Source organism: Chromobacterium indicum, assembly GCF_039708975.1.
In the GTDB taxonomy this organism is placed as follows: Bacteria; Pseudomonadota; Gammaproteobacteria; order Burkholderiales; family Chromobacteriaceae; genus Chromobacterium; species Chromobacterium piscinae.
In genome coordinates, this window is sequence record NZ_JAYFSJ010000002.1 from 228,790 (window position 1) to 254,598 (window position 25,809).

At 65.6% G+C, this 25,809-nt stretch carries 26 protein-coding genes; 13 read left to right on the forward strand and 13 right to left on the reverse strand.

Going from position 1 to position 25,809, the window contains the following annotated elements; genetic code table 11:
• Window positions 1-7: 7 nt before the first annotated feature.
• From deoC to mutY, 3 genes are all read right to left on the reverse strand, one after another.
• Window positions 8-775: a deoxyribose-phosphate aldolase gene (gene deoC, locus VA599_RS03715; protein WP_346787702.1), complete on the reverse strand. Its 768-nt coding sequence runs from the start codon at window positions 773-775 to the stop codon at window positions 8-10.
• A 224-nt stretch (window positions 776-999) separates the two neighbouring features.
• Window positions 1,000-3,204 (reverse strand): RelA/SpoT family protein, encoded by a 2,205-nt coding sequence (locus VA599_RS03720; protein ID WP_346787703.1) that lies wholly within the window; start codon window positions 3,202-3,204, stop codon window positions 1,000-1,002.
• 96 nt (window positions 3,205-3,300) lie between these two features.
• Window positions 3,301-4,347, reverse strand: coding sequence for an A/G-specific adenine glycosylase (gene mutY, locus VA599_RS03725; RefSeq protein WP_346787804.1), 1,047 nt, complete (start codon window positions 4,345-4,347; stop codon window positions 3,301-3,303).
• Window positions 4,348-5,991: 1,644 nt separating this feature from the next.
• On the opposite strand from mutY, the gene VA599_RS03730 reads away from it, so the two are divergent.
• The 4 genes from VA599_RS03730 (at window position 5,992) to VA599_RS03745 (ending at window position 10,205) form a co-directional block, all read left to right on the forward strand.
• A complete protein-coding gene (locus VA599_RS03730; protein ID WP_346787805.1) occupies window positions 5,992-7,185 on the forward strand; it encodes a THUMP domain-containing class I SAM-dependent RNA methyltransferase in 1,194 nt (397 codons plus the stop codon).
• A 168-nt stretch (window positions 7,186-7,353) separates the two neighbouring features.
• The gene (locus VA599_RS03735; RefSeq protein WP_021478811.1) at window positions 7,354-7,956 is read left to right on the forward strand and encodes a MarC family protein; all 603 of its coding nucleotides are present in this window, start codon (window positions 7,354-7,356) and stop codon (window positions 7,954-7,956) included.
• Window positions 7,957-8,099: 143 nt separating this feature from the next.
• On the forward strand, window positions 8,100-9,425 hold the full coding sequence (locus VA599_RS03740) for a dicarboxylate/amino acid:cation symporter (protein WP_346787704.1): 1,326 nt from the start codon (window positions 8,100-8,102) through the stop codon (window positions 9,423-9,425).
• Between the two features lie 117 nt (window positions 9,426-9,542).
• A complete protein-coding gene (locus VA599_RS03745; RefSeq protein ID WP_021478809.1) occupies window positions 9,543-10,205 on the forward strand; it encodes a thioredoxin domain-containing protein in 663 nt (220 codons plus the stop codon).
• Between the two features lie 76 nt (window positions 10,206-10,281).
• Here the strand turns inward: VA599_RS03745 and ppsA are convergent, their stop codons facing one another.
• Window positions 10,282-12,669, reverse strand: coding sequence for a phosphoenolpyruvate synthase (gene ppsA, locus VA599_RS03750; RefSeq protein ID WP_346787705.1), 2,388 nt, complete (start codon window positions 12,667-12,669; stop codon window positions 10,282-10,284).
• A gap of 282 nt (window positions 12,670-12,951) precedes the next feature.
• Between ppsA and ppsR the strand changes: the two genes are divergently transcribed.
• Window positions 12,952-13,773 carry a posphoenolpyruvate synthetase regulatory kinase/phosphorylase PpsR gene (gene ppsR / locus VA599_RS03755; RefSeq protein WP_021478807.1) on the forward strand — a complete coding sequence of 274 codons (822 nt, stop codon included), beginning with the start codon at window positions 12,952-12,954 and terminating at the stop codon, window positions 13,771-13,773.
• Between the two features lie 18 nt (window positions 13,774-13,791).
• Here ppsR and VA599_RS03760 read toward each other — a convergent pair whose 3' ends face one another.
• Both VA599_RS03760 and VA599_RS03765 read right to left on the reverse strand, forming a co-directional pair.
• On the reverse strand, window positions 13,792-14,148 hold the full coding sequence (locus tag VA599_RS03760) for a translation initiation factor Sui1 (protein ID WP_031296914.1): 357 nt from the start codon (window positions 14,146-14,148) through the stop codon (window positions 13,792-13,794).
• 349 nt (window positions 14,149-14,497) lie between these two features.
• Window positions 14,498-15,250 (reverse strand): AraC family transcriptional regulator, encoded by a 753-nt coding sequence (locus VA599_RS03765; protein ID WP_346787706.1) that lies wholly within the window; start codon window positions 15,248-15,250, stop codon window positions 14,498-14,500.
• Between the two features lie 115 nt (window positions 15,251-15,365).
• Between VA599_RS03765 and VA599_RS03770 the strand changes: the two genes are divergently transcribed.
• The 4 genes from VA599_RS03770 (at window position 15,366) to VA599_RS03785 (ending at window position 17,968) form a co-directional block, all read left to right on the forward strand.
• Window positions 15,366-15,776 carry a nuclear transport factor 2 family protein gene (locus VA599_RS03770; protein WP_104945224.1) on the forward strand — a complete coding sequence of 137 codons (411 nt, stop codon included), beginning with the start codon at window positions 15,366-15,368 and terminating at the stop codon, window positions 15,774-15,776.
• Window positions 15,777-16,005: 229 nt separating this feature from the next.
• Window positions 16,006-17,028, forward strand: coding sequence for a tryptophan--tRNA ligase (trpS, locus tag VA599_RS03775; protein ID WP_429838488.1), 1,023 nt, complete (start codon window positions 16,006-16,008; stop codon window positions 17,026-17,028).
• Window positions 17,029-17,111: 83 nt separating this feature from the next.
• The gene (locus VA599_RS03780; RefSeq protein ID WP_104945226.1) at window positions 17,112-17,417 is read left to right on the forward strand and encodes a chorismate mutase; all 306 of its coding nucleotides are present in this window, start codon (window positions 17,112-17,114) and stop codon (window positions 17,415-17,417) included.
• An 86-nt stretch (window positions 17,418-17,503) separates the two neighbouring features.
• A complete protein-coding gene (locus VA599_RS03785) occupies window positions 17,504-17,968 on the forward strand; it encodes a CreA family protein (protein WP_346787707.1) in 465 nt (154 codons plus the stop codon).
• A 47-nt stretch (window positions 17,969-18,015) separates the two neighbouring features.
• Here VA599_RS03785 and VA599_RS03790 read toward each other — a convergent pair whose 3' ends face one another.
• From VA599_RS03790 to mltG, 7 genes are read right to left on the reverse strand one after another with little or no spacing between them, the layout of a single operon-like run.
• Window positions 18,016-18,792: an MBL fold metallo-hydrolase gene (locus tag VA599_RS03790; protein ID WP_346787708.1), complete on the reverse strand. Its 777-nt coding sequence runs from the start codon at window positions 18,790-18,792 to the stop codon at window positions 18,016-18,018.
• A gap of 16 nt (window positions 18,793-18,808) precedes the next feature.
• A complete protein-coding gene (locus VA599_RS03795; protein WP_346194768.1) occupies window positions 18,809-19,192 on the reverse strand; it encodes a hypothetical protein in 384 nt (127 codons plus the stop codon).
• Between the two features lie 13 nt (window positions 19,193-19,205).
• The gene (locus VA599_RS03800; RefSeq protein ID WP_346787709.1) at window positions 19,206-19,976 is read right to left on the reverse strand and encodes a TatD family hydrolase; all 771 of its coding nucleotides are present in this window, start codon (window positions 19,974-19,976) and stop codon (window positions 19,206-19,208) included.
• Between the two features lie 60 nt (window positions 19,977-20,036).
• Window positions 20,037-20,408, reverse strand: a complete 372-nt coding sequence (locus VA599_RS03805) for a PilZ domain-containing protein (protein ID WP_021478797.1) — start codon at window positions 20,406-20,408, stop codon at window positions 20,037-20,039.
• Between the two features lie 15 nt (window positions 20,409-20,423).
• Window positions 20,424-21,428, reverse strand: a complete 1,005-nt coding sequence (locus VA599_RS03810) for a DNA polymerase III subunit delta' (protein WP_346787710.1) — start codon at window positions 21,426-21,428, stop codon at window positions 20,424-20,426.
• Window positions 21,428-22,069 (reverse strand): dTMP kinase, encoded by a 642-nt coding sequence (tmk, locus tag VA599_RS03815; protein WP_021478795.1) that lies wholly within the window; start codon window positions 22,067-22,069, stop codon window positions 21,428-21,430. The genes VA599_RS03810 and tmk overlap by 1 nt, the downstream gene beginning before the upstream one ends.
• Complete coding sequence (gene mltG / locus VA599_RS03820) at window positions 22,066-23,058, reverse strand: endolytic transglycosylase MltG (RefSeq protein WP_021478794.1); 993 nt, start codon at window positions 23,056-23,058, stop codon at window positions 22,066-22,068. The genes tmk and mltG overlap by 4 nt, the downstream gene beginning before the upstream one ends.
• Before the next feature lie 231 nt (window positions 23,059-23,289).
• On the opposite strand from mltG, the gene VA599_RS03825 reads away from it, so the two are divergent.
• The 4 genes from VA599_RS03825 to VA599_RS03840 are packed head-to-tail and all read left to right on the forward strand — an operon-like array spanning window position 23,290 to window position 25,659.
• Entirely contained in the window at window positions 23,290-23,910 is a 621-nt protein-coding gene (locus VA599_RS03825; RefSeq protein ID WP_346787711.1) for a DUF3313 domain-containing protein, read from the forward strand.
• Between the two features lie 53 nt (window positions 23,911-23,963).
• On the forward strand, window positions 23,964-24,692 hold the full coding sequence (gene modA / locus VA599_RS03830; RefSeq protein ID WP_031296912.1) for a molybdate ABC transporter substrate-binding protein: 729 nt from the start codon (window positions 23,964-23,966) through the stop codon (window positions 24,690-24,692).
• Window positions 24,689-25,363: a molybdate ABC transporter permease subunit gene (gene modB, locus VA599_RS03835; RefSeq protein WP_021478791.1), complete on the forward strand. Its 675-nt coding sequence runs from the start codon at window positions 24,689-24,691 to the stop codon at window positions 25,361-25,363. Before modA ends, modB begins: the two co-directional genes overlap by 4 nt.
• A gap of 41 nt (window positions 25,364-25,404) precedes the next feature.
• Window positions 25,405-25,659, forward strand: coding sequence for a hypothetical protein (locus VA599_RS03840; protein ID WP_021478790.1), 255 nt, complete (start codon window positions 25,405-25,407; stop codon window positions 25,657-25,659).
• Window positions 25,660-25,809 lie beyond the last annotated feature (150 nt).

Sequence of the window (25,809 nt, forward strand, 5' to 3'; positions counted from 1 at the left end):
GAATGGATCAGTAGCCGGATGTCGGCTTGGCAACGCCGCCGGCGATCTCGATCTGCAGATTGGCCAACAGGCTGGACGCGCCGAAGCGGAAATGGCGGGCGCTTACCCAGCCCTCGCCCAGCAGGCGCGCGGCCAGAGCCAGATATTCGGCTGCCTCGGTGGCGCTCTTCACGCCGCCAGCGGCCTTGAAGCCGCATTCGCCGCCCTGCTCCTTGATGACGGCCAGCATGGCTTCGGCCGCGGGCAAGGTGGCGTTGACCGGCACCTTGCCGGTGGAGGTCTTGATGAAATCCGCGCCTGCGCGGATGGATATCTCGCTGGCTGCGCGGATCAGCGCCGCGTCCTTCAGCTCGCCGCTTTCGATGATCACCTTCAGCAGCTTGCCGCCGCAGGCTTCCTTGCAGGCCTTGACCAGCTCGAAGCCGATGTCGCGGTTGCCGGCCATCAGCGCGCGGTACGGGAACACCACGTCCACTTCGTCGGCGCCGTAGGCGATGGCGGCGCGGGTTTCGGCCACCGCGATCGAGATGTCGTCATTGCCGTGCGGGAAGTTGGTGACGGTGGCCACCTGCACTTCCGGACAACCCGCTTCGCGCAGCGTCTTCTTGGCGATGGGCACGAAGCGCGGGTAAACGCATACCGCCGCCACGGTGCCATCCGGGCTCTTGGCCTTGCGGCACAGCGCGGCCACCTTCTCATCGGTGTCGTCGTCGTTGAGGGTGGTCAGGTCCATCAGGGACAGCGCGCGGCGCGCGGCTTCAATCAGTGCAGACATATCGATCTCTCTCGTATGCGTCCAAAAGGCGCAAACCGCATGACGGCGGTTTACCCAGGGCAATGCCCACGATTATGAAAATTTCTTCACATGAAAGCAAATTGCGAATCGATGCGACTTGCTTAAACGCAAACCGTCCGGCGCCGGCCACTCGCCCGCGCCAAAAGCGAAACCGGCCGCAACGCCCGTCCCGCGGGCATTCCAGCCGGCTTCTCCGTTACCGCTCAGACCCGGCGCGCCTCCTGCACGCCGGACAACTCCATCAGGCGCGACAGCACGCGACTGATGTCCTGCACCTGGCGCACTTCCACCGTCAGCCGCAAGCGGCTCTTCTGGTCGCGCGACAGGGTGTTCACGCCGATCAGGTTCAGCTTCTCGCGCGACAGCACGTCTGAGATGTCGCGCAGCAGGCCAGGCCGGTCCTGCGACATCACCTCGATGTCGATCGGGAACACGCTGTTCTTCTGTTCGCCCCACTCGGCGGCGATCAGCCGTTCCGGCACTTCCTGCGACAGCTTTTTCAGGGTCAGGCAGCTGCTGCGGTGGATGGAGATGCCGCGGCCCTTGGTGACGAAGCCCATCACCTGGTCTGGCGGCGCCGGCTTGCAGCACTTGGCCAGCACCGTCATCAGGTTGTCCACGCCCTCGATCAGCACGCCGCCGGCGTCGTGGCCGCCCTTGCTGGCGCGGATCAGGCTTTCCGGCTGCACCTCCACCGCCGGCGGCGGCGCGAAGCTGGTGATCGCGTTGCTGACCGCGCGTATCGTCAGCTCGCCGTGCCCCAGCGCGCCATAGACTTCGTCCAGCTTGTCGTAGCCCAGCTTCTCCGCCAGTTGCTGCAGATTGGGCTGGATGTGCGGCCGCCGCGCCAGCTCGCGCTCGAACAGCGCCTTGCCGGTCTCGCGCACGGTGTCGGCGTTCTGCAGGCGGATGTACTGGCGGATCTTGGAGATGGCGCGGTGGCTCTTCACCCAGCCGTCGTGCAGCCAGTTGACCGACGGGCCACCTTCCTTGGCCACCAGCACTTCCACGCGCTGGCCGTTCTGCAGCGGCGTGGACAGCGGCACGATCTGCCCTTCCACCTTGGCGCCGCGGCAGCGGTTGCCCAGCCCGGAGTGGATGGCGTAGGCGAAATCGATCGGCGTCGCGCCCTGCGGCAGCGCCAGCACCTTGCCCTGCGGCGTCAGCACATAGATGGTGTCGGCGAACAGCTCGGTCTTGAACGCCTCGGCCAGGCCTTCGCGATCGGACATTTCCTCGCGCCAGTCCAGCAGCTGGCGCAGCCAGGAAATCTTTTCCTCGTAAGCCGCGTCGCCCTTGCCGCCTTCCTTGTAGCGCCAGTGGGCGGCGACGCCGAACTCGGCGTGCTCGTGCATCTCGAAGGTGCGGATCTGCACCTCCAGCGCCTTGTCCTCGGGACCGACCACCGCGGTGTGCAGGCTGCGGTAGTTGTTGGCTTTGGGATGGGAGATGTAGTCGTCGAATTCGCCGCGGATCGGCTGCCACATCCCGTGGATGATGCCGAGCGCGGTGTAGCAGTCCGGCAGCTTGTCCACCAGGATGCGCACCGCGCGGATGTCGTAAAGCTCGGTGAAATCGAGCCTTTTCTTCTTCATCTTCTTCCAGATGGAGTAGATGTGCTTGGGCCGGCCGGCCACCTCGGCTCTGACGCCGGCCTTTTTCAATTCGTCGCGCAGGACGTCCAGCACCCGCTCGATGTAGTCGATGCGCTCCAGCCGGCGCTCGTCCAGCAGCTTGGCGATCTTCTTGTAGGTGTCCGGCTCGGTGTGCCTGAGGCCCAGGTCCTCCAGCTCCCATTTGATCTGCCACACGCCCAGGCGGTTGGCCAGCGGCGCGAACAGCTCCAGCGTCTCGCCGGCGATGCGGCGGCGCGTCGTCTCATCGGACACGTTGGCCAGGTAGTGCATGGTCTGGGTGCGCCACGCCAGCTTGATCAGCACCACGCGGATGTCGGCCACCATCGCCAGCAGCATCTTGCGCATGGTCTCGGCCTGGCGCGCGCAGTCCTCCGGCGTGGCCATCCGGTCGATGCGGGCGAACTCGGTGATGCGGCGCACGCCGCCGACGCCGTCCACCAGCATCGCCACGGTCGGGTTGAAGGCCTCGGTCAGCCAGGCCTGCCATTCCGGCTGGTAATCCGGCGCCGAAAACAGCAGCGTGGCGACGATGGCGTCGGGCAGCAAATTCAGATCGGCGACGATGGCGGCGGCGGCCACCGCGTGGGTGAACAGGTCTTCTCCGGTGGAGGGGACGGTCTTGCCGGCGTACAGCTCCCGCGCGGCATGGAAGGCGCGCGCCAGCAGCGCGCCGTCCTGATCGGGGAAAGCGGCGGACATGCGCTCCAGCCAGCGCGCCGGGTCGGCGGCGTCGGCCAGGGTATCGGCAACGGTGCGGACTACGGAAACCATATCAGTTCTATCTGGACGGACGAGCCGTCTTTAAGCCGCGGCCGGGCGCGCCCGGCCAGCGGATTGGCCACGCGGACAGGGCTAGCCTGCCCTCTTTCAATCATGCGCCGCCAGCCTCAGCAGCAATCGGCGCACCGGTGCCGGCACGCCGGCGTCCACCGCCTGATCGATGTCCAGCCACTGGCCATCGGCCTCGGCGACTCCCGCCGCGGCCAGGCGGTCGATCCGGACCGGCTGCGGCGTGATGATCAGGCGAAAATGGGTGAATACATGTTCTAGCTCCGGCCAGGCGGGCAGCATGTCGCCATCGCCCCTGCCGCTCAGCCAGCCTTCCATCTCGAGCGTGGTGCCGAACTCCGGCAGCGACAACAGCCCGCCCCAGATGCCGGTGGGCGGCCGGCGCTCAAGCCATACCTTGTTTTCGTGCCGCGCCAGCAGCATCGCCGTGTGGCGCGTAGGCACCGTCTTTTTCGGCCGCGGCGTCGGCAGCTCGCCGGCGCGGCCCTCGCGCGCCGCCACGCAGCCGTCCACCATCGGACAGACGGTACAGGCCGGCTTGCCGCGGCTGCACACCGTCGCGCCCAGGTCCATCAAACCCTGCACATAGGGGCCGATGTCGGCGGCGTCGGGCGGCAGGATCTGCTCGGCCAGCGCCCACATCCGTTTCTCGATCGCCTTGTCGCCGGGAAAGCCGTCTATGCCGAAACAGCGCGCCAGCACGCGTTTGACATTGCCGTCCAAGATGGTTTCGCGCCGGCCGAAGGCGAAGGCCGAAATCGCGGCGGCGGTGGACCGCCCTACGCCCGGCAAACGCTCCAGTTGCTCACGCTCGGCCGGAAACGCGCCGCCGAACTCGTCCATCACCATCCGCGCCGCCTTGTGCAGATTGCGCGCCCGGCTGTAGTAACCCAGGCCGCTCCACTGCGCCAGCACGTCGTCCGCCGGCGCGGCGGCCAGCGCCGCCACGTCCGGGAAACGGGCCAGGAAGCGCGGATAATAATCGAGCACGCTCTTCACCTGAGTCTGCTGCAGCATGATCTCCGACAGCCAGACGCGGTATGGATCCGTCACCTGCCAGGGCAGGTCGTGGCGGCCGTGCCGCCGTTGCCAGGCCACCAGCCGGGAGGCGAAACTGCTGTGCAACATCGCAATCCAATATCCAATCGAACCGGTTATGGTAGCGGAAAGCAGCAGCGTCACCAAGCAGGCGGCGGCCAAATACGTTAAAATTAAAGGATTACTTATTTTAGCTTGTCCATTCGAGGTCGTTTCATGTCCAGTTTCCGCTCCCGCCAACGCGCCAGCCAGCGCCGCGATCAAACCAGCCGCGAACGCGCGGCCAACTCGCCGGCAGGCGGAAACCCGAGCGCCCCGGATCGGCAGCCTCAGGACGGCAAGCCGCGCGCGCCCTATTCCGGCCAGCGGCCCGGTCCGGGCAAGCCTGACTGGAAGCCAGGCCAGGAGCAGCGCCGCTTCGACAAGCGCCCTGACGACCGCGGCGAAGGCCAGCAAAAGCGCTTCAACCGCGACGGCGACAAGCCCGCCTGGCAGCCGCGCCAGGACGACCGCCGCTTCGACAAGCGCCCTGACGACCGCGGCGAAGGCCAGCAAAAGCGCTTCAACCGCGACGGCGACAAGTCCGCCTGGCAGCCGCGTCAGGACGACCGCCGTTTCGACAAGCGTTCGGACGAGCGCGGCGAAGGCCAGCAGAAACGTTTCAACCGCGACGGCGACAAGCCGGCTTGGCAGCCGCGCCAGGATGATCGCCGTTTCGACAAGCGCCAGCCGGAAGCCGGCCATGAGCGCCGCTACGACCGCGACCGCGGTCCGTCCAGCCGCAAGCCGCTGCCGGAAGGCGTGGAACGCGCTTCCGAATTCCGCCGCGACGGCGCGCCGCAGGACAAGCGCTACAGCCGCGACCGCGGCCCGTCCGGCCGCAAGCCGTTGCATACCGAAGACGCCCCGCCGCGCGAATTCAAGCCGCGCGCAGAAGGCGACTTCCGCCGCGATGACAAGCCGCAGTGGCAAGCCCGCAAGGACCGCGCGCCCTATGGCGACAGCGGTCCGCGCAAGGTGTTCGCCAAGCGCGAGGACGGCGAGCGCGACAACCACTTCCGCCGCGACGACAAGCCGCAATGGCAACCGCGCGAAGACCGCGGCCCGCGCCAGGACGGCGACGCGCCGCGCAAGCCCTTCGCCAAGCGCGAGGACGGCGAGCGTGACAACCGCTTCCGCCGCGACGACAAGCCGCAATGGCAACCGCGCGAAGACCGCGGCCCGCGCCAGGATGGCGACGCGCCGCGCAAGCTGTTCTCCAAGCGCGAGGACGGCGAGCGTGACAACCGCTTCCGCCGCGACGACAAGCCGCAGTGGCAGCCGCGCGAAGACCGCGCCCCGCGCCAGGATGGCGACGCGCCGCGCAAGCTGTTCTCCAAGCGCGAGGACGGCGAGCGCGACAACCGCTTCCGCCGCGACGACAAGCCGCAGTGGCAGCCGCGCGAAGACCGCGCCCCGCGCCAGGACGGCGACGCGCCGCGCAAGCTGTTCTCCAAGCGCGAGGACGGCGAGCGCGACAACCGCTTCAGCCGCGACGACAAGCCGCAATGGCAACCGCGCGAAGACCGCGGCCCGCGCGGCGACCGGCACGAGCATCGCCCGCGCGGCCTGCAGCCCTTCGGCGACACCCACCGCGTCGACCAGCCGCGCCGCGCTTTCGAACAGCGCCCGCATGACGGCGGCCACGGCCACGCGCCGGCCGCCCGCGCCGAAAACGTGATCACCAATCGCCTGGACAGCCGGCTGTCGCTGTTCGCTCCCTGCCCGCGCGGCCTGGAGCAGATTCTGGCCGACGAATTGCTGGCGCTGGGCGCCGGCGACATCGCGCCGACCGACGGCGGCGTGGCCTTCGCCGGCGACGCGCGGCTGATGATGGCCGTCAACCTGCACAGCCGCACCGCCAGCCGCGTGCTGCTGCGCCTGGCCCATGGCGGCTACCACGCCGACCAGGACATCTACCGGCTGGCGATGGGCGTGGACTGGCCGCGCTGGTTCGATGTGTCGCGCACCATCAAGTTGAAGGCCGACGGCATCGCCGCCCGCGTCAAGAGCCTGGACTACATCGGCCTGACGGTGAAGGACGCGATCTGCGACCGCTTCCGCCAGACCCATCAGGGCCGCCCCAGCGTCGACACCCGCCACCCGGACGTGCGCGTCAACGTGTTCCTGACCGCCGACGAGGCGACCATCTATCTGGACACCAGCGGCGAGCCGCTGTTCAAGCGCGGTTGGCGCGAGGAAACCGGCGAAGCGCCGCTGCGCGAAAACCTGGCCGCCGGCATCCTGTTGCTGGCCGGCTATGACGGCAGCCAGCCGCTGCTGGACCCGATGTGCGGCAGCGGCACCTTCCTGGTGGAAGCCGCCGACATCGCGCTGAACCGCGCGCCGGGCCGCGCCCGCAGCTTCGGCTTCGAAGCGCTGTCCAGCTTCGATTCCGCCGCTTGGGAAAAACTGCAGCTGGACGCGCGCAAAGCCGAGCAGCCGGCCGCTTCGCTGGCCATCCGCGGCTCGGACCGCTCTCAGGCCATGATCAACATCGCCCGCGCCAACCTGGAGCGCGCCGGTTTGGCCGACCTGATCAAGGTCGCGGCCGCCGACGTGGCCGACACCCGCCCGCACGCCGAGCACGGCCTGATCGTCAGCAACCCGCCCTACGGCGTGCGGCTGGAAGAACAGGACCAGCTGGCGGCCTGGTACCCGGAGCTGGGCGACTGGCTGAAGGCCCACTTCGCCGGCTGGACCGCCTGCCTGTTCAGCGGCGACCTGCGCCTGGGCAAGCTGATCCACCTGGCTCCGAAGCGCCGCACGCCGCTGTTCAACGGCTCGCTGCAATGCCGCCTGTTCGTCATCAATATGGTGGAAGGCAGCGCGCGCAAGCAGAAGGATGGTGAAAACGGGACCGAATCCGAAAACGGCGAGCAGTAAGCCCCCGCCCACTCCGTAAAAATGCCGCCCCGCCTATGGCCGGGCGGCATTTTTACGGACGTTCGCCGCCAGGAACTGCGAGAACGGTTAATTTCCAGTCGCATCCCCGCTCGCCGCCATTCGGCCGGCATGAGATAATCGCGGCCGAACCCACCCAAGCCTCAGACCATGCAAACCTCGTTTCTGTCCGCCACCATCCTGCTGATTCTGATCACCGACCCGCTGGGCAATATCCCGCTGTTCATCTCCGCGCTGAAGCAAGTCAAGCCCGAGCGCCGCAAGCGCGTGGTCTACCGCGAATGCCTGATCGCCTTCCTGGTGCTGACCATCTTCATGCTGTTCGGCCGCAATTTCCTCGAACTGATGCACCTGACCGACGAATCGATGCGCATCGCCGGCGGCGTGATCCTGTTCCTGATCGCGATCAAGATGATCTTCCCCGGCGAAGGCAGCGTGTTCGGCGGCGACAAGCTGCACGGCGAGCCCTTCATCGTGCCGATCGCCATTCCGCTGATCGCCGGCCCGTCGGCGATGGCCACCGTGCTGTTGCTGTCCACCCGCGAGCCGGGCCGGATGCTGGAGTGGATGGGCGCGCTGACCATCTGCATGCTGGTCACCACCGTGGTGTTCCTGTTCTCCGGCAAACTGCAGAAGCTGCTGGGCGAGCAGGCCATCACCGCGCTGGAGCGGCTGATGGGTCTGGTGCTGACCGCCATCTCGGTGGAAATGCTGCTCAGCGGCTTCGCCTCCTATCTGAAGCAGTTGCACTGAATATTCAATTCAGATACAGCATCAGGGTTATCCCCGATAGGGATATCGACAATGCTCCCGGCTGATGGCTGTTGTTAGCATCGGATGCAAATGGACCATCCAAGAGTCCGCGTCCGAAGCAACCAACGCCAGTCGGGAGAACCATGCAAACCAAGACCCCCTTCTTTTCGCGCCTGTACGTCCAGGTGCTGATCGCCATCGCGCTGGGCGTCACGCTCGGCGCCCTCGCGCCTGACCTCGGCGCCAAGATGAAACCGCTGGGCGACGCCTTCATCAAGTTGATCAAGATGATGATCGCCCCCATCATTTTCGCCACCGTCGTGGTCGGCATCGCCAAGATGGGCGACATGAAGGAAGTGGGCCGCGTCGGCGTCAAGGCGCTGTTCTACTTCGAAGCCGTCACCACCCTGGCGCTGGTGATCGGCCTGGTCGTGGTCAACCTGCTGCAGCCGGGCGCAGGCCTCAACATCGACCCGCACACGCTGCACGCCAAGGACATCGCCAAATACACCGCCGGCGCCAAGGAAATGAACACCGTCGACTTCCTGCTGCATATCATCCCGGACACCGTCGTCGGCGCTTTCGCCAGCGGCGAGATCCTGCAAGTGCTGACCTTCTCGGTGCTGCTGGGCCTGGCGCTGACCAAGATGGGCGACAACGGCAAGAACATCGTCCACATCCTGGACGAGTTCTCCCACGCGCTGTTCGGCGTGATCAATATGCTGATGAAGCTGGCCCCGATCGGCGCCTTCGGCGCGATGGCCTTCACCATCGGCAAGTACGGCATCGGCTCGCTGAAGCAGCTGGGCTTTTTGATGGCCTGCGTGTATCTCACCTGCTTCGCCTTCGTCTTCATCGTGCTGGGCACCATCGCCCGCTGCTCCGGCTTCAGCCTGTGGCGCTTCCTGGTCTACATCAAGGAAGAAATCCTGCTGGTGCTGGGCACGTCCTCGTCCGAATCGGCGCTGCCGGGCATCATGAAGAAGCTGGAGAACCTGGGTTGCTCCAAACCGGTGGTCGGCATGGTGGTGCCCACCGGCTACTCGTTCAACCTGGACGGCACCTCCATCTACCTGACCATGGCGGCGATCTTCATCGCCCAGGCCACCAATGTGAACCTGACGCTGGGCGAGGAGCTGGCCATCATCGGCGTGCTGCTCTTGACCTCCAAGGGCGCGGCGGCGGTGACCGGCGGCGGCTTCATCACGCTGGCGGCCACGCTGGCGACGCTGGGCGGCAAGCTGCCGGTGGAAGGCCTGGCGCTGCTGATCGGCATCGACCGCTTCATGTCCGAGGCCCGCGCCATCACCAACCTGATCGGCAACGGCGTCGCCACCGTGGTGATCGCCAAGTGGGAAAAGGCGCTGGACGTGGAAAAGATGCGCCAGGTGCTGGAAGGCGCCGAGCCGCCTACCCCGCCCAGAAACCGGCAGGAAGCCGCGCCGGAGCCGGCGCTGCAGACTTCCTGAGGCGCCCGCGCCCATTTCCGCCAACCCGCCGCCAGGCGGGTTTTTCGTTTCATTTAGGACGAAATTCTTGATTTCGCCGTCTACTCGTCCACGATAAAAATGCTAGGAGGAGTGGAAATGGAAGACTTTTGGGTGCAATACGGTGATGAAATGCTGCCCGTCATCGGCGATTTCCCACGCCAAGGCAGCTATTTGCCCAGCTTCATGCTGGTGGACGACCAGAAGCGCGATGCCCCGCTGGAGGGCTTCTCCCACACGCCGAAGCTGATCGTCACCCTGCTGTCCGTTGACGAAGACGATCACGCCGGCCTGCTGTTGCTACGGGAAACCCGGCGCTTTCTGGACAGCTGGCCGCATCTGAAGCTGATCGTGATCACCGTCGACTCGCCGTCGTCGCTGGCGCGCGCGCGGCACGAGCACGGCCTGCCCAATATCGCGCTGCTTTCCACGCTGCGCGGCCGCGATTTCCACAAGCGCTACGGCGTGCTGATCACCGAGTACCCGCTGAGCGGCTACACCTCGCCGTCCATCATCCTGGCCGACGCCGCCAACGTGGTCCATTACTCGGAGCGGCTGGCGAATACCCGCGACTTCTTCAATTTCGACGCCATCGAGGCGCTGCTGCAGGAAGGCGAGCAGCAGGCGATGGCGGCCGAGCGCGAGGCCGCGGAAGTGCGGCAGGAGCAGGAGGCGGAACGGGAAAAAGGCACCGAGCGGCTGCTGGAGAAGGCCAAGCTGATTCAGGATCAGCTAAGCCGGAATGGCGGCGCCGGACGCTGAGCCCGGGCTGCCGCAGATAAAGAAAAACCGCCCGTTTCCGGGCGGTTTCTCATTCACCGATGGATGACTGGCAGCCTTAGCTGTTCAGTTCCTTGGCCAGGTACAGCCAGGTTTCCACCACGGTGTCCGGGTTCAGCGACACGGTCTCGATGCCCTCTTCCACCAGCCACTTGGCGAAGTCCGGATGATCGGACGGGCCCTGCCCGCAGATGCCCACGTACTTGCCCAGCTTGCGGCAAGCCTGGATCGACATGTGCAGCATCGCCTTCACCGCCTCGTTGCGCTCGTCGAAGGTGGAAGCGATCGGGCCGCCGGAGTCGCGGTCCACGCCCAGCGTCAGCTGGGTCATGTCGTTGGAGCCGATCGAGAAGCCGTCGAAGTGCTGCAGGAATTTCTCCGCCAGCACCGCGTTGGTCGGCAGCTCGCACATCATGATCAGGCGCAGGCCGTTTTCGCCGCGCTTCAGGCCGTTTTCGGCCAGGATCTCGACTACCTTCTCAGCCTCGGCCAACGTGCGGACGAAGGGAATCATCACCTCGACGTTGGTCAGGCCCATCACGTCGCGCACCTTCTTGATCGCGCGGCATTCCAGCTCGAAGCAATCACGGAACGATTCGGCCACGTAGCGGGCGGCGCCACGGAAGCCGATCATCGGGTTTTCTTCGTGCGGCTCGTACAACTGGCCGCCGATCAGGTTGGCGTACTCGTTGGACTTGAAGTCCGACATGCGCACGATGACCTTCTTCGGATAGAAAGCCGCGGCCAGCGTGGACACGCCCTCGGCGATCTTGTCGACGTAGAAGTCCACCGGGCTGGCGTAGCCGGCGATGCGGTCGGAAATGGTTTCCTTCAGCTCCGGGCTCAGCTTGTCGAATTCCAGCAGCGCCTTCGGGTGGATGCCGATCTGGCGGTTGATGACGAATTCCATCCGCGCCAGGCCCACGCCTTCGTTCGGCAGCTGGGCGAAATCGAAGGCCAGTTCCGGGTTGCCGACGTTCATCATGATCTTGACCGGCGCCTTGGGCATCTTGTCCAGTTCCAGATCGATGATTTCCACATCCAGCAGGCCGTCGTAGATGTTGCCGGTGTCGCCCTCGGCGCAGGACACGGTGACCTGCATGCCGGCTTTCAACACGCGGGTGGCGTCGCCGCAGCCGACCACGGCCGGGATGCCCAATTCGCGCGCGATGATGGCCGCGTGGCAGGTGCGGCCGCCGCGGTTGGTGACGATGGCGGCTGCGCGCTTCATCACCGGTTCCCAATCCGGGTCGGTCATATCGGTCACCAGCACATCGCCGGGTTTGACCTGATCCATCTCGGACGCGTCGCGGATGGTGCGCACGGTGCCCTGGCCGATCTTCTGGCCGATGGCGCGGCCTTCGCACAGGATTTCGGACTTGCTGTTCAAACGGTAGCGGCGCAGGGTGTCCTTGCGGTCTTCCTGCGACTTAACGGTTTCCGGACGCGCCTGCAGGATGTACAGCTTGCCGTCCACGCCGTCGCGGCCCCACTCGATGTCCATCGGGCGGCCGTAGTGTTTTTCGATGATCAGCGCGTACTCGGCCAGTTCGGCCACTTCAGCGTCGTTGATCGAGAATTCCTTGCGCAGCGCCGGCTCCACATCCACGGTCTTGACCGAGCGGCCCGCTTGCGAGGCGTCGGTGAACTCCATCTTGATCAGCTTGGAACCCATGGTCTTGCGCAGCACTGCCGGGCGGCCGGCGCGCAGCGTCGGCTTGTGCACGTAGAACTCGTCCGGGTTCACGGCGCCCTGCACCACGGTCTCGCCCAGGCCATAGGAAGCGGTGATGAACACCACGTCTTCAAAGCCGGATTCGGTGTCGATGGTGAACATCACGCCGGCCGCGCCCATGTCGGAACGCACCATGCGCTGCACGCCGGCGGACAGGGCCACCACATCGTGGGCGAAGCCCTTGTGCACGCGGTAGGAGATGGCGCGGTCGTTATACAGGGAGGCGAATACGTGCTTCATCGCGTCCTTGACGTTGTCGAGGCCGCGGATATTCAGGAAGGTTTCTTGCTGGCCTGCGAACGAGGCATCGGGAAGGTCTTCGGCGGTGGCGGAAGAGCGGACCGCTACGGAGATGTCGGCGCCGCCGGCGTCGACCACCATCTTGTCCCAGGCTTCCTTGATGTCTGCATCCAGTTTGGCCGGGAACGGGGTGTCGATGATCCACTGGCGGATTTCCTTGCCTACCCGGGCCAGTTCGCTGACGTCGTCGATATCGAGTTTGGCGAGCGCGGCGCTGATCTTGTCGGCCAGGCCATTATGCTGCAGGAAATCCCGGTACGCCTGGGCGGTGGTGGCAAAGCCGCCGGGAACACGAACGCCGGAACCCGCCAGCTGACTGATCATTTCGCCGAGGGAGGCGTTCTTGCCGCCTACCTCTTCCACGTCGGTCATACGCAGCTTCTCGAACCAGATGACGTAGTTGTCTGCCATCACTTCACTTCCTGTGTTGGGATTGGGACGATGGGCCGCATTCTAGCCGAATTACGTGCGAATTGCGTAGCATCTTTTGCGCTGCACAAGACTTTTTGCGACAGGATGGTCGACAAAGTCAATACAATCAAACAGTTGTTTTGAAAATGGCCATTCTCAATAGTTATTTGTCATGTAATTTTATGATTACATGAAGAAAACGAACAGAATCCCGCCATATCGCCGCCGCCCGCGCCGGTATACACTTTGCAGCAGGCAAATCCACCATCCGCAGGGTCATCCATGTCGCATCACCGTTCAGCCTTCTTCATTTCAGACCGCACCGGCATCACCGCAGAATCGCTGGGCCACACGCTGCTGACCCAGTTCGACGCGCTGGACTTCCAGCGCGAGACCGTGCCTTTCGTCGACACCGTGGAAAAGGCGCGCGCGCTGGCCGAGCGGATCAGCGAAATCGCCGAACGCGACCACCTGCGGCCGCTGGTCTTCACCAGCATCGTCAACCCGGAGGTGCGCGAGGCGCTGCGGCTGGAAAACGTGGTGTTGATCGACTTCTTCGAGACCTTCATCGGCCGCTTGGAGGATGAGATCGGGCAAAAGGCGACGCTGACGGTGGGCAAGGCCCACGGCATGGTCAACGAGGAGAAATACGATCACCGGATCGAGGCGGTGAACTTCTCGCTGAACCACGACGACGGCGTCAAGCTGAAGGATCTGGACGAAGCCGATGTGATTCTGGTGGGCGTGTCCCGCTCCGGCAAAACGCCGACCTGCCTCTACCTGGCGCTGCAATACGGCATCCGCGCCGCCAACTACCCGCTGACGCCGGAAGACCTGGGCAGCCCGACGCTGCCGAAAATCCTGCTGCCGTTCAAGGACAAGATGTTCGGCCTCACCATCGATCCCAACCGGCTGCACCACATTCGCTCGGAGCGCCGGCCGGACTCCAAGTACGCCAGCATGGACAACTGCCGGCGCGAGGTGAACGAGGCGGAATCGATGTTCCGCCATCACGGCGTGCCCTTCATCAGCACCACCCACAAGTCGATTGAGGAAATCGCTTCCACCATCATGCACAAGGCTTCGCTGGGCCGGAAGTTCTGATCCCGGCGCGGGCGGCGCCTAGCCGCCCGCACGCTTGGCCTTGAAGCCCAGCCTGGCCAGCTCGGCGATCACGATCTCCACGTGCTCGCCCTGGATCTCCAGCGTCCAGTCCTTGACCGTGCCGCCGCTGCCGCAGCGCGCGCGCAGCTGCTTCCCCACCTTGGCCAGTTCGTCGGCCGTCAACTGCAGCCCCTTCACCACCGTCACCGCCTTGCCGCCGCGTCCCTTGGTTTCCCTGGACACCCGGATAATGCCGTCGCCGGCTGGCGCGGCCGGCGCCTTGCAGCGGCATTGGGCCTCGGGCTGCCCGCATTCCGGACACATCCGGCCATGCTCGGTGGAATACACCAATCCGCCCGTTCTCTCTCTCGCCATCGTCATCTCGCTCCCGACATGGACACCCATGCCATCCAGGCAAGGCGTCGCCAGACGCTATGCCATTGTTTATTTGTAAATTTCCTAAAAAAAGCAGAACAATAGCAACTATTCGCTCTCCAATATTGTGAATATTGCCAAAGAGAGCGCCATGAATCTGCCCGACCCCAATCTATCGCCTATCGCGGCATTGCGGCAGCCCGCCCCGCTGCGGGTCGACGGCATCGCCGCCGCGAACCAGGGACAAACGCCTGCCCAGCGCGAACTGGCTGAAATGCTGTTCCGCCGGCTGCTGAACACTTCGCAAGCCGCGCCCGGCCCGGCCCCCGGCCGCACCGCCGTATTGGATTCAAACGCGGGCCTGAGCACGCTGGAATTCGCCCGGCGCCATACCCAGATGGCGACGGAACGCCGCGCCAAACGCGCTCAGGGACTGATAGCCTACCTGTAGCGCAGCCTCTCCTACCGCCGCGCCGCCGCTGAGCAGCCGCGCCGCCTCCAACAGCCTGGCTTGCGCCAGCCAGTTTCCAAACGATACGCCGGTCTCCCTGGCGAACGCCCGCGTCAGGCTGGCGCGGGAAAACCCATGCGCGGCCGCCAGCTCGTCCAGCAGCCACCCCCGCCCCAGATCCGCCAACACCCGCCGGCACAAGGTGCCCAGGCGGCGATCAGCGGGCAGGGGCAATTGCTGCGACAAAGGCGCCAAACGCAGCAGCTCGTCGATGATCACGCCGGCCAGCCTTTGCCGACGGCCGATCCACGGCTCCGCCTCGTAGCTCAGCAGCCTCTCCAGCAACAAGCCCATCATGCCGCCCGCCGGCACCACCCTAGCCTCGGTCGGCAGATCCGGATACGCGGCGCTGTCGGCATAGGCGCTCACCCCTTCGATCTCGGCCAAAGGCTCGGCGCTGTGCGCCATGCCGGCGGGAATCCAGCCGACCTGCCCCGCCGCCATCAGCCAGCGCATGGTTTCGCTCTGGCACAGCATCGCGCCACGACGCAGATAGATCAGCTGCCCGACAGCATGGGCATGGCTGGCGACACCGCCATGCGATGCCCCGCCCATCACCAGACAATGGAAGGGTAGATTGACCGTATCCATAATTGATCCGATTGAGACAATACTTGATACTTTGCCGCTAACGCATCAAACCGTAAAGCGCCTACAGTGTCTCTATCCACCATCGGCGCGGCGCGCCAGTCCAGGAGACCGCAATATGAGCTCTTTCCTCCATATCCCCGACAATCTCGCCATCGTCCGCGGCATGTTCACCGAGCTGATCGAAGCCGGCCGCGTCGACGACGACAGCATCGCCCGCTACATGGCGCCCGGCTACCGCCAGCGCGTCGACGGCCGCGAGCTGGATCTGGCCGGCTTCAAGCGCCACCTGCGCATGCAGCGCGAAGTCGTGGAAAAAATGGCGGTGCATTTCCTGGCCGTCGCCCAGGACGACGACTGCGTGCTGACCCACCATCAGGTGCATGTCGCCAAGAAAGACGGCAGCGCCGCCCGCTTTCAGGTGCAGGCCCACATTACGCTGCGCGACGGCAAAATCGTCGCCTGCGACGAGCTGACCCGCCAGCTGGAAGGCCCGGACGCCGACCGCGACCTCGGCTCGCGCCACTGAAGCGCAAGGGGCTTGACGCGGCGCTCGGCCCCGTGTTTTGATGAAAGAATGAAAACCGCACCCGCATTCGCAATCCGATTTTGGTGGTGGCGCCTCTCCTAGGCGGCACCGGCGAACGCATATGCAATAAAAACCCGGAGGCTGCCGACAAGGCGCACCGGGTTTGTTTTTAGCCTCACCTCCCCCAGTCCGCCCTGCCGGTCTCCTCATTCCAACAGTGGAGATCGAAATGAATCTGGACAACATCAACTCGCAAGACATCATCCTCACCGGCGACCGCACCACCGGCCAGCTGCATCTGGGCCATTACGTCGGTTCGCTGCGCAACCGCGTGATCCTGCAGAACCGCTGCGTGCAGTTCCTGCTGCTGGCCGACGCTCAGGCGCTGACCGACAATATGGGCAACTACCTGAAGGTGCGCGACAACGTGCTGCAGGTGGCGCTGGACTATCTGGCCGTCGGCATCGATCCGGCCAAGAGCACCATCTTCATCCAGAGCCTGGTGCCGGAACTGACCGAGCTGGCGTCCTACTATCTCAATCTGGTGACGGTGGCGCGGCTGGAGCGCAACCCGACCATCAAGGACGAGATCAAGCAGCGCGGCTACGAGCGCGACATCCCGGCCGGCTTCCTCACCTACCCGGCCGCCCAGGCCGCCGACATCACCGCCTTCAAGGCCACCATCGTGCCGGTCGGCGAAGACCAGATCCCGATGATCGAACAGACCAATGAAATCGTCCGCCGCTTCAACGCCAGCGTCGAGCGGCCGGTGCTGGTGGAAACCCGGGCCGTGGTGCCGGAGGTGGGCTCCCGCCTGCCCGGCATAGACGGCAAGGCCAAGATGTCCAAATCGCTGGGCAACACCATCACCTTGTCCGCCACGCCGGACGACATCCGCCAGGCGGTGAAGATGATGTACACCGACCCCAACCACCTGCGGGTGGCCGACCCGGGCCAGGTGGAAGGCAATGTGGTGTTCACCTATCTGGACGCCTTCCATCCGGACCAGGCGCTGGTGGCGGAACTGAAAGCCCGATACCAGCGCGGCGGTCTGGGCGACACTGTGATCAAGAAGCATCTGGAAGACTGCCTGCAGGAGATGCTGGCGCCGATCCGCGAACGCCGCGAGCGCTACGCCCAGGACCCGGCCGCGGTGCTGGAAATGCTGAAGACCGGCACCCGCCGCGCCCGCGACGTGGCCGCTCGCACGCTGTCCGAAGTGAAGGCCGCGATGGGCCTCAACTACTACTGACGCGCCGCGGGCTGGCGGGCTTCAGGGCTTCGCCAGCCGCTCATGCGCAAGCGCCGATGCCGCGCTTTCTAAGGAGACCATGAATGGACAGCGTTTTTCAATGCCAGGACCTGGCTGAAGTCAGGGAACAGATAGACCGCGTCGACCGCTCGCTGGTGGCGCTGATCGCCGAGCGCGGCATTTACGTGCGCCAGGCGGCGGCGTTCAAACACAGCCGCGAAGAAGTGGAAGGCGGCAAGCGGGTGGACCAGGTGATGCGCCGCGTCGAGCGGCTGGCCGGCGAACTGGGCGCGGACCCCGCGCTGACCGCGGCGGTCTACCGCACGATGATAGAGTACTTCGTCGCCGACGAGATGGCGGCTTTCCGCGAACGGGCCGCCGGAGATTGAGGCGGCGGGCGGCTTTGCCTACAATCGTCCCGTCCTGTGACCCTGTCTGGCCGCTCCAGGCGGCCGGCCCACGCCGGAGAAAACCGATGAAACAAGCCGCCCTGCTGCTGCTCGCCTGCCTGTCCCTGCCGGCCCTGGCCGAAGAGGTGGGCGAAGTGTCCACCACCTTCAAGCTGCTCAGTCCCAACGACAAGGTGGTGGTGGAAGCCTTTGACGATCCCTCGGTGCAAGGCGTCGCCTGCTACGTGTCGCGCGCCAAGACCGGCGGCTACAAGGGCGCGATGGGATTGGCCAAGGATCCGTCCCGCTTCTCCGTCGCCTGCCGCCAGGTGGGCGGGATCCGCTTCAACAAGCCGATCCCGCCGCAAGAGCAAGTTTTCAAGGAGGGCGCGTCCTTCGTATTCAAGCACGTGCGCGTGGTGCGCATCGTCGACCCCAAGCGCAATGTGCTGACCTACCTCACCTACTCGGACAAGCTGGTGGACGGCAGCCCGGACAACGCGATCACCGCGGTGGCGGTGCTGGACCAGAAGATCCCGCTCAAGAAGTAAACATCACAAGCCATTGAAAAAGATCATGTTTTTTAACATGACAACCATCATCCCATAGCCACTTCGGCGCGCCAGCCATCGAAACCGACTTCCACGCCGGGCGGACAGCGCTCGCTGAGATCGAGGTATTCCAGCTTGTGGGTCATGTGGATCAGCACCGTGCGGCGCGCGGCGATGCGTCCCGCCCATTCGAAAGCCTGGTCCACGCACAGGTGGGATGGGTAGGGATCCTGGTTAAGGCAATCGAGGAACAGCAGCTCCAGCCCTTCCAGCAAGGGCAGGCTGCTGTCGGGAATGTGGGACAGGTCGGTCAGCCAGGCCACGTCGCCGATGCGCCAGCCCAGACAGGGCCAGCTGCCGTGCAGCAAGGGAATGGGCGTCAGCGCCACGCCCTGATGCCGGAACGGGCCGTTGACCACTTCCGGCAACAGCACCGGCTTGTCCCACATTTTGGACGGCGGCAGCAGCGCGTAGCCGAAGCGCTCGCGGATGTTGGAAATGGTGAAGTCGTTGCCGTACAGCGAGATCGGCCCCTTCTTCAGGTAACAGAAGGCGCGCAGGTCGTCGATGCCGTTCAGGTGGTCGGCGTGCGGATGGGTGTACAGCACCGCGTCCAGCCGGCTCAAGCCTTCGCGCAGCGCCTGCTGGCGCAGATCCGGCCCGGTATCGATCAGGAAACCGAGCTCTCCCACCCGCACGTAGGCGCTGGCGCGAGTGCGCTTGTTGCGGACATCGTCCGAGCGGCAAGTGGGGCAGCCGCAGCCTATCGCCGGCGTGCCGGAGCTGGAGCCGCAACCCAGGATGGTGACTTCTAGCGTATTCACAACTCTCCTTGCTTGATCACTGGCACGGCTGCGCCCGCGCCGCGGGCACGGCGACGGAACCGCCTTCGCAAACCGGCTGGCCGCCGGGGCCGATCGCGCAGCTGCCGCCCGGCTGCGCCGCGCAGTTCGGCGCGCCGTCCGGCCCCAGCAAGCACAGGCCGGGCCCGGCGTAAAAACCGCCCCGGGCGCGGACCACGCCGCCGCCGGGATACGGCGAGCAGAACAGATTGCCGAATTCGTCGGACACGCAGGCGCCGGCGCCGCAGTAGGGCTGGCCCAGGTGCAGCACCGCCTGGCCGCCCGGCGGCGCGCAGTAGCTGCGTCCGGCCAGGCTGACGCAATTGGCCAGCGCCGGCAGCGCGATCAACCATCCGATCAAACCCAATGCGGGCAGCCGCATATTCCTCTCCGTTTCAGCCCGCCGCCTTGGCGAACAGGCGGAAGAAGTTTTCCGTGGTGGCCTGCGCCACCTCCTCGAACGGGATGTCGCGCAGTTGGGCGATGAACTCCGCCACGTGGCGCACATAGGCCGGCTCGTTGGTCTTGCCGCGGAACGGCACCGGCGCGAGATAGGGCGAGTCGGTTTCGATCAGCATCCGCTCCAGCGGCACCTTCTGCGCCACCTCCTGCACCTGCTTGGCGTTCTTGAAGGTCACCACGCCGGAGAACGAGATGTAGAAGCCCAGCGCCAGCGCGGCCTCGGCCACTTCCCAGGTTTCGGTGAAGCAGTGCATCACGCCGCCGCATCGCTCGGCATGCTCTTCCCGCATGATGCGGATGGTGTCCTCGGCGGACTCCCGGGTATGGATCACCAGCGGCAGGCCGACGCGCCGGGCAGCGCGGATATGGGTGCGGAAGCGCTGATGCTGCCAATCAAGATCGCCCTTGCACCAGTGGTAATCGAGGCCGGTCTCGCCGATGCCGACTACCCGCGGATGGGCGGCCAGCTCGACCAGTTCGTCCTCGCTGTACTCCTCGGCCTCCGGGTCATCCGGATGCACGCCGACGGTGGCGTACAGATTGGGATGCGACTCGGCCAAGGCCAGCACCTGCGGATACTTGGGGCGGCTGACGCCGATCACCAGGGCGTGCGTCACCTGGTTCTGGCGCATATTGGCCAGCACATCGGGCATGCGCTCGGCGAGGTCGGGAAAATTGATGTGGCAGTGGGAATCGATCAACATGGTCGGTGGGCAGAAAAACGTGAATCCGGTCCACAGGATATCACGTCCTCTCCCCGGACCTCACATGGTATGGGTGGGGCGGCTGGAGTTGAGCACGCCGCCCAGCAGCGTCTCTATCTTGTCCTTGGCCTGCTTGCCGGCCTCGCCGGAAACGAACTCCACGCCGACGCCCTGCACCCGGCTGTTGTTGGCGCCGCCCGGCGTGATCCACACCACCTTGGCCTGCACCGCGATGCGCTGGGGATCCTCCATCAGCGTCAGCAGCAGGAACACCTCTTCGCCCAGCTGCATTTCCTTGTTGGTGGGAATGAAAATGCCGCCGTTGCGCAGAAAAGGCATGTAGGCGGCGAACAGCGCGCTGCGCTCCTTGATATGCAGCGACAGCACGCCGGGGCGATTGGGATTGTTCAGATCCGGCTTGGCGGCATCCATTCAGGCCCCTTTTGCTTAGCCGGCCTTGCCGCCGGCGAAGATCTTCAGGTAATCCATCAACACCGCCTCCAGTTGCAGGCGAATGTTCAAGGTATGCTGGGAGAACGGCGCCAGCGCGGTCAACGCCTGCTGGCAAGCCATCAGCAGAACGACGTCGCAGCGCGGCGCCAGCGCGGCGAGCGCCCTCTCCTGATCTGGATAATAGCGGACCCTGCCGGCCAGGCACAGCGCGGCCAGGTCGTGCAGCCATTTCTGCAGCCAGGCCAGCGGCTGCGCCAAAGACAGCTGCTTGTTCTTGTCGATCAACTCCGCCAGTTGCAGCATGCCGGCGAAACTGGGCTGGCCCAGGCCGCGGACGAACTGGGCGCGCAGCGCGGCGAGCTCGGGATCGTGGTCGAACAGCGGCGCGCCGCCGTTGTGCGCCAGCTCCGCCTCGGCGCCGGCGACGCCCTGCTCCTTCAGCCAGGCCAGCGCGGCCGGCTCCGACGGGCGGGTCAGCGCGAACTGGCGGCAGCGGCTGCGGATGGTGGGCAGCAGGCGTTGCGGCGCGTGCGACACCAGCAGGAACAGCACGGCCTCCGGCGGCTCCTCAAGTATCTTCAGCAAGGCGTTGGCTGCGGCCAGGTTCAGGTTCTCGGCCGGCTCCACCAGGATCACCCGGCGGCCGGCTCGGTGCGCGGTCAGATGGGCGAAATCGATCACCTCGCGCACCGCCTCGATCTTGATCTGCGGCAGCTTGCGCGTAGTCTTGGCCTCCTTGCCCTCCTCCTCTTCGTCGGCGAACGGCGACAGGCGGCGGAAGTCCGGATGGGTGCCGCTGGCGAACCAGCGGCAGCCCTGGCATTGGCCGCAGGGTTGATGGTTGGACGCGGGGCTCTCGCACAGCAGCGACAGCGACAGGTGCTCGGCGAAGGACAGCTTGCCGATGCCGGCGCCGCCGGTGAACAGCCAGGCGCCCGGCATGCGCTCGCGCTCGGCAGAGAGCCGCGCCCAATCATCGCCCTGCCACGGGTACAGCATCAGCCGCGCTCCAGCAAGCGTTGCAGGTGGACGGCGATGTCGGCCTGGATGTCGGCGATGCCGCGGCCGGCGTCCAGCACGACGATGCGCTGCGGCGCCTCCTCGGCCCGGCGCAGGTAGGCCGCTCGCACGCGGCGGTGGAAATCGGCGGCTTCCTGCTCGAAACGGTCCGGCACCCGGGTGCCGGCCATGCGCCCGGCGGCCACTTCGGTCGGCAGGTCGAACAGCAGGGTCAGGTCCGGCTGCAGGCCGCGCTGCACCCAGTCTTCCAGAGCGCGGATGCGTTCGAACGGCACGCCGCGGCCGCCGCCCTGGAAAGCGTAGGTGGAGTCGGTGAAGCGGTCGGACACCAGCCAGCGGCCGGCGGCCAGCGCCGGCTCTATCACTTCGGCGATGTGCTGCTGGCGCGCGGCGAAAGCCAGCAGCGCCTCGGCATCCAGCGAAGCCACTGTGCCGGGATCCAGCAGCAGGTCGCGTATCTTTTCCGACAGCGGCGTGCCGCCGGGCTCGCGGGTGAACGCGGCGTCGACATCGCGTCCGGACAGCCAGTCGCGGATGAAGGAGAGGTGGGTGCTCTTGCCCGCGCCGTCTATGCCTTCCAGCGTGATGAAACGGCCGCGTCGGACCTGCTGCGTGCTCATTGCTGGCCTTTCTTCAGGATGTATTTGCGCACCGCCTGGTTGTGCTGCTCCAGGGTGCTGGAAAACTCGGAGCTGCCGTCGCCGCGGGCGACGAAGTACAGCGCGTCGGTTTCGGCCGGCTGGGCCGCCGCGTACAACGCGGCCTTGCCCGGCATCGAGATCGGCGTCGGCGTCAGGCCGGCGCGGGTATAGGTATTGTAAGGCGTATCGCGGCGCAGGTCGGCCTTGCCGATATTGCCCTGGTAGCTGGCGCCCATGCCGTAGATCACTGAGGGATCGGTCTGCAGCCGCATGCCCTTCTTCAAGCGATTGATGAACACCGCCGCCACCATCGACCGGTCCGCCTCGCTGGAGGTTTCCTTCTCGATCAGGCTGGCCATGGTCAACAGCTCGTATGGCGAAGCGTAGGGCAGATCGGGCTTGCGCGCCGCCCAGGCGGCGTCGAGGTGCTGCCGCATCGTGGCGTAGGCCTGGCGGTACAAGTCCAGATCGGAGGTGCCAGGCGTGAACAGATAGGTGCTGGGGAAGAACAGGCCCTCGGGGCTGGCGTCTCCCAGGCCGATCCGCGCCACCAGATCCACATCGCTCAGCTTCCGCCCGTCATGGCGGATGTCCGGATTGCGCTCCACCGCCTGGCGCAGCTGGCGGAAGGTCCAGCCCTCGATCGTGGTCAGGCTCGCCTCGTCCGGATGCCCCTGCACCAGCCGATCGAGCACGTCCAGCATCGACTGGCTGCCGTCCAGACGGTACAGGCCGGCCTTCACCTTGCGGTCCGAGCCGGTGATCCTGGCCAGCGCGACCATCAGCTGGCCGTCGCGTATCGCGCCGTCCTTCGCCAGCGAATGGGCGATCTGCTTCATCGTGCGGTTGGGGCCGACCAGCAGCTTGTAACCACCCGCCGGCATCTCTACCGGCAGCAGCAGCGCCCAGGCCAGCCACCCTGCCGCGCACAGCAGCAGCAACAACAGAACGCGGGAAATTTTCTTCATTTAAACGCTTCGCAAATCCAGATGTGACGGCCGCCACGGCGACGAAGGCGGAATCATACCAGCAAGCGAGGCTGTCCGACATGACAGCTTGCACTGGCCACAAGCCCGGTAGTTTGCGCCAAATCAATAGTCATTGGCCGGTTTTTGCCTATTTTTCAGCCTAGACAACCGGCCTCGCGCCGGGCGCTCCTTCACTTTATTCAACAAGATACGGCCAGGGTAGAACAAACGATGAAACCCTTCTTCAATCTCGGATGCGCGCTGGTCGCCTGGAACGAACTGTGCCGGGTGGCCCGCGGCGGCGACAGCGACCTGCAAGCCACCCGCCCCGGCTTCTGCCAGGGCAGGCACAACCGCCAGTTCGTCTACGCCGAGTCACCCCGGCTGCTCACTCCCTACCACGGCCTGCTGCTGGAGCCGCTGTGGCTGCTCGACACCCGCCGCGACGGGCGCTGGCAACTGGTGGCCACCGCGCTCGGACACAGCCTCAACCTTCGCCTGCAAACGCTGTTGCGCGCCTGGATGCCGGCCATTCCCCAGGTGGCGGAGCCGGCGCCCGGCATCGTCAGGCTGCGGCTGGTGGTCCCCGGACTCGATGCCGGTCCGACGCCCGGCCGGCCGATCGACGGCCAGTCGCCGCTGGTCCGCGGCATCGCGCCTTACCTGGAGCAGGTGGCGAGCGTCGCGCAGTTCGAGGACTCGCGCGACGGCCATTTGCTGGGCGGCGTGGTCAATCTGCAAAGCGCGGCTTCCCACCCCTCGGGCGTCCGCGGGGAAGACTGGCAGGACCTGCTAGGCTGTGACTGGCAACAGTTGCTCCAGTTCAAGATCGCCGGCCGGGCGGCTGGCTAGCCGCCGGCCTTTGGCAGCATAATGGGCGGATGATCCTGTCCCCGGAGTCCGCCATGCCGCGCCTGCGCCTTGCCCTGCTGTGCCTGATCCTCTCCCCCCTCGCTCTCGCCGACACCGTCAATGTCGCCGTCGCCAGCAATTTCCAGCAGACGCTGGACAAGATCGCCAAATCCTTCAAGGCCGCCACCGGGCACGACATCAAGGCCAGCGCCGGCGCGTCCGGCAAGCTGGCCGCGCAAATCCGCCAGGGCGCACCGTTCGAGGTGTTCCTGTCCGCCGACGACGAACGCCCGACCGAGCTGGCCAAGGCCGGCGTAGGCCAGGCCTCCAGCCAGTTCACCTATGCCTACGGCCAGCTGGCGCTGTGGAGCAAGCAGCGCGACGACGCCGGCGAAGCGGCGCTGCGCCAGGGAAATTTCGCCAAGCTGGCCGTCGCCAACCCGGCCACCGCGCCCTACGGCCGCGCCGCGATGGAAACGCTGGCCGCGCTGAAGCTGGAAGCGGCGGTGAAACCCAAGCTGCTGACCGGCGACAATATCGGCCAGACCATGCAGTTCGCAGATGTCGGCGGCGCCGACTTCGCCTTCGTCGCCTATTCCCAATTGCTGGAGCAAGGCATACACAGCCGCTACTGGCTGGTGCCTGAAAAACTGCATCAGCCGATCCGCCAGGACGCGCTGCTGATCAAGCCCACCCCGGCCGCGGCCGCGCTGATGGCCTTCCTCAAGGGCGAGCAGGCGCGCGCGCTGATGGCTCAGGCCGGCTACCGCTTCAAGCCGTGAGTCCCCAGGACTGGAGCGCGATCGCGCTGACATTGCGCCTGGCCGGCATCAGCACCCTGCTGCTGCTGGCCCTGTGCATTCCCTGCGCCTGGTGGCTGGCGCATAGCCGCTCCCGGCTGCGCCCCTTCATGGAGGCCGGCGCCATGCTGCCGCTGGTGCTGCCGCCGACGGTGCTGGGCTTCTACCTGCTTCTGGCGTTCGGGCCGCACGGGCCGGTCGGCAAGCTGACCTCCTCGCTGGGCCTGCCCGGCCTCGCCTTCACCTTTCCCGGCGTGGTGCTCGCCTCCATCCTGTACTCGCTGCCCTTCGTGCTGCAGCCCTTGCTGGCCAGTTTTCGCGCGGTGCGGCAGGAAGAGCTGGAAAGCGCGCTGCTGCTGGGCGCGGGCCGCTGGCAGCGGATGCGCCATGTGATCCTGCCATCCTGCCGCAGCGGCCTGCTCAGCGCGGCCTGCCTGGGCTTTGCCCACACGGTGGGAGAATTCGGCGTGGTGCTGATGATAGGCGGCAACATCGACGGCGAAACGCGCGTGATATCGATCGCGCTGTACAATCAAGTGGAGCAGGCCAACTATGGCGCGGCCCACCAGCTGGCGCTGATGTTGCTGCTGTTTTCACTGGCGGCGTTGAGCGCCGTTTATTGGCTGAACGCCAGACAAAAACAATCGGAATGACATCCGCCCGCGCCGCGGGCCTTCACTGGAGACCAACCATCATGCGCAAATCCGTGCTGATCGCCGTACTCGCCCTGTTCAGCGCCAATCTGGCGCTGGCCGACGCCGCCTGCGACGCCAAGGCCGCCGAAAAGAAACTGGCCGGCGCCGCCAAGCAAAGCTTCCTGAAGAAATGCGAAAAAGACACCGCCGCCGCTCAGACCAGCTGTGACGCCAAGGCTGCGGAAAAGAAACTGGCCGGCGCCGCCAAGCAGAGCTTCGCCAAGAAATGCGTGAAGGACTCGATGGCCAAGTAATCGCTCTCCCCCGCATACGGCATGCCGCCTCGCGCCATGCCGTTTTTTGTGTCTCGCTTACGCAAAATCCCAAACGCGAACACACGGCAAAAACCGACAAAAAAGCTGAATAAGCAATGACTTGAGCGATTTGATCTACACTTGAACAAG

Coding starts and splice junctions, on each gene's coding strand:
- VA599_RS03825 (WP_346787711.1), top strand. CDS start 23,290: ATGAAACCCTTCTTCAATCTCGGATGCGCGCTGGTCGCCTGGAACGAA.
- VA599_RS03800 (WP_346787709.1), bottom strand. CDS start 19,976: ATGTTGATCGATTCCCACTGCCACATCAATTTTCCCGACCTCGCCGAG.
- VA599_RS03720 (WP_346787703.1), bottom strand. CDS start 3,204: ATGGTTTCCGTAGTCCGCACCGTTGCCGATACCCTGGCCGACGCCGCC.
- modA (WP_031296912.1), top strand. CDS start 23,964: ATGCCGCGCCTGCGCCTTGCCCTGCTGTGCCTGATCCTCTCCCCCCTC.
- VA599_RS03770 (WP_104945224.1), top strand. CDS start 15,366: ATGAGCTCTTTCCTCCATATCCCCGACAATCTCGCCATCGTCCGCGGC.
- trpS (WP_429838488.1), top strand. CDS start 16,006: ATGAATCTGGACAACATCAACTCGCAAGACATCATCCTCACCGGCGAC.
- mltG (WP_021478794.1), bottom strand. CDS start 23,058: ATGAAGAAAATTTCCCGCGTTCTGTTGTTGCTGCTGCTGTGCGCGGCA.
- tmk (WP_021478795.1), bottom strand. CDS start 22,069: ATGAGCACGCAGCAGGTCCGACGCGGCCGTTTCATCACGCTGGAAGGC.
- deoC (WP_346787702.1), bottom strand. CDS start 775: ATGTCTGCACTGATTGAAGCCGCGCGCCGCGCGCTGTCCCTGATGGAC.
- VA599_RS03810 (WP_346787710.1), bottom strand. CDS start 21,428: ATGCTGTACCCGTGGCAGGGCGATGATTGGGCGCGGCTCTCTGCCGAG.
- VA599_RS03780 (WP_104945226.1), top strand. CDS start 17,112: ATGGACAGCGTTTTTCAATGCCAGGACCTGGCTGAAGTCAGGGAACAG.
- VA599_RS03745 (WP_021478809.1), top strand. CDS start 9,543: ATGGAAGACTTTTGGGTGCAATACGGTGATGAAATGCTGCCCGTCATC.
- VA599_RS03735 (WP_021478811.1), top strand. CDS start 7,354: ATGCAAACCTCGTTTCTGTCCGCCACCATCCTGCTGATTCTGATCACC.
- VA599_RS03785 (WP_346787707.1), top strand. CDS start 17,504: ATGAAACAAGCCGCCCTGCTGCTGCTCGCCTGCCTGTCCCTGCCGGCC.
- ppsA (WP_346787705.1), bottom strand. CDS start 12,669: ATGGCAGACAACTACGTCATCTGGTTCGAGAAGCTGCGTATGACCGAC.
- VA599_RS03760 (WP_031296914.1), bottom strand. CDS start 14,148: ATGGCGAGAGAGAGAACGGGCGGATTGGTGTATTCCACCGAGCATGGC.
- VA599_RS03805 (WP_021478797.1), bottom strand. CDS start 20,408: ATGGATGCCGCCAAGCCGGATCTGAACAATCCCAATCGCCCCGGCGTG.
- ppsR (WP_021478807.1), top strand. CDS start 12,952: ATGTCGCATCACCGTTCAGCCTTCTTCATTTCAGACCGCACCGGCATC.
- VA599_RS03795 (WP_346194768.1), bottom strand. CDS start 19,192: ATGCGGCTGCCCGCATTGGGTTTGATCGGATGGTTGATCGCGCTGCCG.
- VA599_RS03740 (WP_346787704.1), top strand. CDS start 8,100: ATGCAAACCAAGACCCCCTTCTTTTCGCGCCTGTACGTCCAGGTGCTG.
- VA599_RS03765 (WP_346787706.1), bottom strand. CDS start 15,250: ATGGATACGGTCAATCTACCCTTCCATTGTCTGGTGATGGGCGGGGCA.
- VA599_RS03840 (WP_021478790.1), top strand. CDS start 25,405: ATGCGCAAATCCGTGCTGATCGCCGTACTCGCCCTGTTCAGCGCCAAT.